General features: G+C 76.1%; 6 protein-coding genes. 5 read left to right on the top strand and 1 reads right to left on the bottom strand.

Annotated elements, in window-relative coordinates:
• Positions 1-69 precede the first annotated feature (69 nt).
• Positions 70-495, bottom strand: a complete 426-nt coding sequence (gene dtd / locus GL263_RS20675) for a D-aminoacyl-tRNA deacylase (protein WP_182857231.1) — start codon at positions 493-495, stop codon at positions 70-72.
• A 300-nt stretch (positions 496-795) separates the two neighbouring features.
• On the opposite strand from dtd, the gene GL263_RS20680 reads away from it, so the two are divergent.
• The 5 genes from GL263_RS20680 (at position 796) to GL263_RS20700 (ending at position 5,188) form a co-directional block, all read left to right on the top strand.
• Complete coding sequence (locus tag GL263_RS20680; protein WP_438947984.1) at positions 796-1,410, top strand: RsiG family protein; 615 nt, start codon at positions 796-798, stop codon at positions 1,408-1,410.
• 52 nt (positions 1,411-1,462) lie between these two features.
• Positions 1,463-2,461, top strand: coding sequence for an asparaginase (locus tag GL263_RS20685; protein WP_182857232.1), 999 nt, complete (start codon positions 1,463-1,465; stop codon positions 2,459-2,461).
• A 42-nt stretch (positions 2,462-2,503) separates the two neighbouring features.
• Positions 2,504-3,781, top strand: coding sequence for a GNAT family N-acetyltransferase (locus tag GL263_RS20690; protein ID WP_182857233.1), 1,278 nt, complete (start codon positions 2,504-2,506; stop codon positions 3,779-3,781).
• A 178-nt stretch (positions 3,782-3,959) separates the two neighbouring features.
• On the top strand, positions 3,960-4,661 hold the full coding sequence (locus tag GL263_RS20695; protein WP_182857234.1) for an HAD family hydrolase: 702 nt from the start codon (positions 3,960-3,962) through the stop codon (positions 4,659-4,661).
• Between the two features lie 125 nt (positions 4,662-4,786).
• Complete coding sequence (locus GL263_RS20700; protein WP_182857235.1) at positions 4,787-5,188, top strand: ankyrin repeat domain-containing protein; 402 nt, start codon at positions 4,787-4,789, stop codon at positions 5,186-5,188.
• Positions 5,189-5,318: the final 130 nt, after the last annotated feature.

The following is a 5,318-nucleotide window of genomic DNA, read 5'->3' on the forward strand; positions in this document are numbered from 1 at the left end:
CCTCCGGCGCCCTCACCCGGGCCGCCGGAGGCGGGCCTTCCGCGTGCCGCGGGTGCTGACGGGCCGGGCTCACACCTCCAACAGGACCGTGAACGGGCCGTCGTTGACGAGCGAGACCTTCATCTCCGCCCCGAACCGGCCCTCGGCGACGTCCGCGCCCAGCTCCCGCAGCCGCGCGCACACCTCCGCCACCAGCGGCTCGGCGACCGGTCCGGGCGCCGCCGCGTTCCACGTCGGGCGGCGGCCCTTGCGGGCGTCGCCGTACAGCGTGAACTGGCTGATCACCAGCAGTGGCGCCGCCACGTCGGAACAGGACTTCTCGCCCTCCAGGATCCGCAGGCTCCACAGCTTCCTGGCCAGGCGCTCCGCGTGCTGCGGGGTGTCGTCGTGGGTGACGCCGACCAGGACGCACAGGCCCTCGCCGACGATCTCCCCGACCCTCTCGCCCTCGACCGTCACACTGGCGCCGTTCACCCTCTGAACTACTGCTCGCATTGCTCCATGATGCGCCGGATGGGTGCCAAGTCGATGCGCGAGGTGTCCGCGCGGTGGCACTATGCGAGGGCGCCATGTGGCGGACACGGGCGTCGCCCCCTGGCGGCGTCCCCCGGCCGAGGGCCAGGACGCCGCGCGCCGGACGGTCCCGCCGCGGGCGGTGCCCAGCCGTGCGGAGCCGGGAGAGGCGCAGCCAGGCGGCACCGGGCGGAAACCGGGCGACCGGGAACGAGGGGAAACCACATGAGCACGGCCTCCACACAGACGACCCACGCGACACGTGCGACGGGAGGGACGGACGTGACGGACGCCGGCGGCCGCGGTGGCGGGCCGCTCCCGGTGGCCGGTCAGGCGGGCGCTCACCCGGACGAGGCCCCGGCCTGCGCCACCGCGCCCGCCGGGGCCACCACCAGCTCCCTGCTGACCGCCATCGAGACGCCCGACCTCGGCGGGCTGCGGCTGGCCGCCCTGCGGGACCTGCGGCGCTCGGCGCTCCAGGAGGAGGCCGACCTCAGCTACGTGCGGCGCCTGCTCCAAGGCCGTATCGACATCCTGCGCGCGGAGCTGAACCGGCGCACCGGGGCCGACGAGGCGTTCCTCGTCGACCGGCTGCCGGAGATCCTGGCCGACACCCCGACGCGGCGCCGCGCCTCGGCCCGGCACGTGACCACCGGGCCGCCGCTGCGCGAGCACTACCGGCAGCTCGCCGAGTCGATGCTCTCCGAGGTCGAGCTGTCGGACCTCACCGCCCGGACCGACGACGAGCTGCGCGGCGCGCTGGAGCGGCTGGCGGACTACGAGCGGCGGGTGTCGGGGCAGCGGCAGTCCCTCCAGCACACGGCGGACGACTGCGGCGCCGAGATCGCCCGCAGGTACCGTGAGGGGGAAGCGCAAGTCGACGACCTGCTGGCCTGAGTGATCCTCTTCGGCGGCGGCCGTCCCGGAAGACCATGAGGTAAGGCCGCCGATGTCCTCGCCGACCACTCCCGCCACGCCCGTCTCCCCGGTGGGAGACGCCCCCAACCCGGTACTGGCCGAGGTGGTGCGCTCCGGGTTCACCGAGAGCCGGCACCGGGGCGCGCTGGTGCTGCTGAACCCCGACGGCACGGTCGGCCGGACGCTGGGCGACGTCGTCTCCCCCGTCTTCCCCCGCTCGGCGAACAAGCCGGCGCAGGCCGCGGCCGTGCTGCGGGCCGGCCTCGACCTGTCGGGCGAGCGGCTGGCGCTGGCGGCCGCCAGCCACTCCGGCGAAACGTTCCACCGGGCGCTGGCCGGCGAGATGCTGAAGGAACACGGCTTCACCGAGGCGGACCTCGGCTGCCCGCCCGACCTGCCGCTGGACCGCGAGGAGGCCGACGCCTACCTCGCCGCCGGCCACCACCCCGCCCGGCTCACCATGAACTGCTCCGGCAAGCACGCCGCCATGCTCGCCGCCTGCGCGACGAACGGCTGGTCGCACGAGGACTACCTGGACGCCGACCACCCCTACCAGCGGCTGGTCGCCGACACCCTCACCCGGGCCGCCGGCGAACCCGTCGCCCACACCGGCGTCGACGGCTGCGGCGCCCCGCTGATGGCGATCTCGCTGACCGGCCTCGCCCGCATGTTCCGCCACTTCGTGACCGCCGAGCCCGGCAGCGCCGAACGGCGCGTCGCCGACGCCATGCGCGCCCACCCCGAGTACGTCGCCGGCACCCGCAGGCACGACACCTGGCTGATGCGGGACATCCCCGGCGTGCTCGCCAAGATGGGCGCCGAGGCCGTGCAGGCCGTGGCGCTGCCGGACGGCCGGGCCCTCGCCTTCAAACTGGACGACGGCGGCGCGCGGGCGCTGGGCCCGGTGCTCGCGCGGGCGCTCGGCCTGCTGGGCCTGGACGCGGCCGCGCACCCGGTGCTCGACCGCGTCGCCGCCGCCCCGCTGCACGGCGGCGGCCGGGCCGTCGGCGAGGTACGCCCCGCGTTCTGACCCACCGGGCGCGTCGTGGCCGCGCGCAATACGCTTGGAGGGATGGGTACTTCGGATCCGGTGCTGCGCACCCTCGGGGACGACGCCGAGGACGTCCGCGAGTGGCTGCGCGCGGCCGCCGCCGGGTTCCTCCAGCCCGCCGTCTCGGAGGACGAGCTGCGGACGCGGGCGGGCGCGGTCGACCCGGAACGCACCCAGGGCGCGTACGCCGACGGCCGCTGCGTGGCGACCTGCCGTACGTTCGCCCAGCGGCTGACGCTGCCCGGCGGCCGTGACGTGCCGTGCTCCGCGGTCACCCACGTGACCGTGACCGCCACCCACCGCAGACGCGGGCTGATGAGCGCGATGCTGCGGCGGGCGCTCAGGGCGGCGAAGGAACGCGGCGAGGTCTGCGCGTCGCTGATCGCCGCCGAGTACCCGATCTACGGCCGCCACGGCTTCGGCCCGGCGACCCGCGCGACCGACTTCCGGGTGGACCTCACCCGCGCCGGCCTCGACCGGGCCGGCCTCGACCGCACCCGCGCCACCGGGCCGGAGGCGGGACATGTGGAGCTGGTCGCGCCCGAGGAGCTGCGGACGGTCGGCCCGCCCCTGCACCAACGTTTCCGCGCGCTTCCCACCAGCGCCGGCGCGATCGACCGCTCGACGCGCTGGTGGCTCGCCCACACCGGCGGGCTGCGCTACCCGGGCGACGAGCGACCCGACCTCTTCCACGCCGTGTACCGGGACCGGGACGGCACCGCGCAGGGCATCGCCTCCTACCGGCACGACCGGCGGTGGGCGAACTCCCTGCCCGCCGGCACCCTCCACGTCGACGAGCTCACGGCCGTCACCGCGGAGGCCGAACTGGCCCTGTGGCACTACCTGTTGTCCGTCGACTGGACGGTGACGGTGTGCGCCGACCGGCGCGCCCCCGACGACGTGCTGCCGCTGCTGCTGCCCGATCCGCGCGCCGCGCGGATCAACCGCCACCACGACCTGCTGTGGCTGCGCCCCCTGGACGTGCCGGCGCTGCTCTCCGCCCGCGACTACCGGACGGCCGGCAACCTGGTGCTGGAGGTACACGACGAGGCGGGACTGGCCGGCGGCCGCTACGCGCTGGACGCCGTCGGCGCGCAGGGCGCGCGGTGCGAACCCACCACGCTGACCGCCGACCTGACCCTGGGCGTGTCCGAGTTGGGCTCGCTCTGCCTCGGCGAGGAGTCGGCGGGCCGGCTGCTGCGGCTGGGCCGGCTCGACGAACACCGGCCGGGCGCCGCCGACCACGCGGACCTGTTGCTGCGCACCGACCGCCGCCCCTGGTGCCAGGACATGTTCTGAGCGCGTCACGCCCGGCGGCGGGGGGTGGGGCGTGTCTCCCCGGCGCCGCCGAGGCGGCCCGCCCGCCCGGCGGGTCCGGCGCGACCCGGGCGGCTTCCCGGGCGCACGGTCCTGTACGGCGGGGGCCGGGCGGGCGATAGTGGTGCGCATCCTGTCCCCCGCTCCCTGGACGGCCGGTATGCGTGATCTCCTGGATTCGGCAGAGTGTGTGGTTCTCGGCTTCGACGGTCCGGTCTGCCGGCTGTTCGTGCGCCACCCGGCGCAGGACGTCGCCGGCCGGCTGCGGGCGCTGCTGCCCGACGGCGGGCAGGAGCCGCCACCCGGCGAAGCCGAGCCCGACCACCCCCTGGCCGTGCTGCGGGCCGCACTCGACGGGGCCGCCGATGTCGGGGCGTCCGAGAACTCGCTGGCCCGGCGTCTCGGTGACGCGCTCGCCGCCGAGGAGCTGGCGGCCGCCGCGACGGCCTGGCCGACCCCGTACGCGGACCAGCTGATCCGCACCCTGCACGCCACCGGGCGCCGGCTGGCGATCGTCAGCGACCACGCCCCGGAGGCCGTCGAACGCTACCTGCGCGGCCGGGGCCTGGAGGCGCTGTTCGCCGGCAACGTGCACGGCCGGGACGCCGACCACCCGCGTCCGCTGCCCGACCCCGACGTGCTGCGACGCGCGCTCGCCTCCACCGGCGTGCCGCCGGAGGCCGTCCTGTTCGTCGGCGACTCCGCGCGGGGGCTGGCCGCCGCCCGCGCGGCGGGCGTGCGGTTCGCGGCGTACGCGCGTGACGAGGAGCGGGCGGCCCGCCTCACCGCCGGCGGCGCCGAGCACGTCGTGCCGTCGCTGCTCGACCTCGTGGACGCGCTGCACGCGCCCCGCGTCGGCTGACCGCGCCGCCGCCCGACCGGCTACGTACAGTGTGATCACGGCCGATCCGTGGCACATGTCCCGGGGACGGCCGTGGGCGCGACGCAGCACGAGCCCGTGCGGCTCGACGATCGATGGGAGCGCAGATGACAACAGACGAGCCCGCGCACGACCCCGAGGTGCTCAAGCTCGCCGCGAAGGTCTTCCAGCTGGCCAGGCAGGGCGACCGGGACGCGGTCTCCGCCTACGTGGACGCCGGCGTGCCGCCCAACCTCACCAACGACCGGGGCGACTCGCTGGTCATGCTCGCCGCCTACCACGGCCACGCGGACGCCGTCCGGGCGCTGCTGGAGCGCGGCGCCGACCCGGACCGCAGCAACGACCGGGGCCAGACGCCGCTGGCCGGCGCGGTCTTCAAGGGGGAGAAAGAGGTGATCCGCGCCCTCCTCGACGGGGGCGCGGATCCGGCCGCCGGCACTCCGAGCGCGATCGACACGGCCCGGATGTTCGGCAAGGACGAGCTTCTGGAGTTGTTCGGCGCCCGGTAGTCTTCCCGGTCCTCGGGTGGGCGCCGTGGCCGGCATGCCCCACGGCGTCACCCGCGCACCCCGATCACCTCCTCCTCCGGCCCGAGGTTGTCCGTGTCGAGAGGGGCGCCGTCGCGGGGCGTGGTGACCG

Origin of the sequence: Streptomyces durbertensis, from assembly GCF_014156695.1 — a bacterium.
Classification (GTDB): Bacteria; Actinomycetota; Actinomycetes; order Streptomycetales; family Streptomycetaceae; genus Streptomyces; species Streptomyces durbertensis.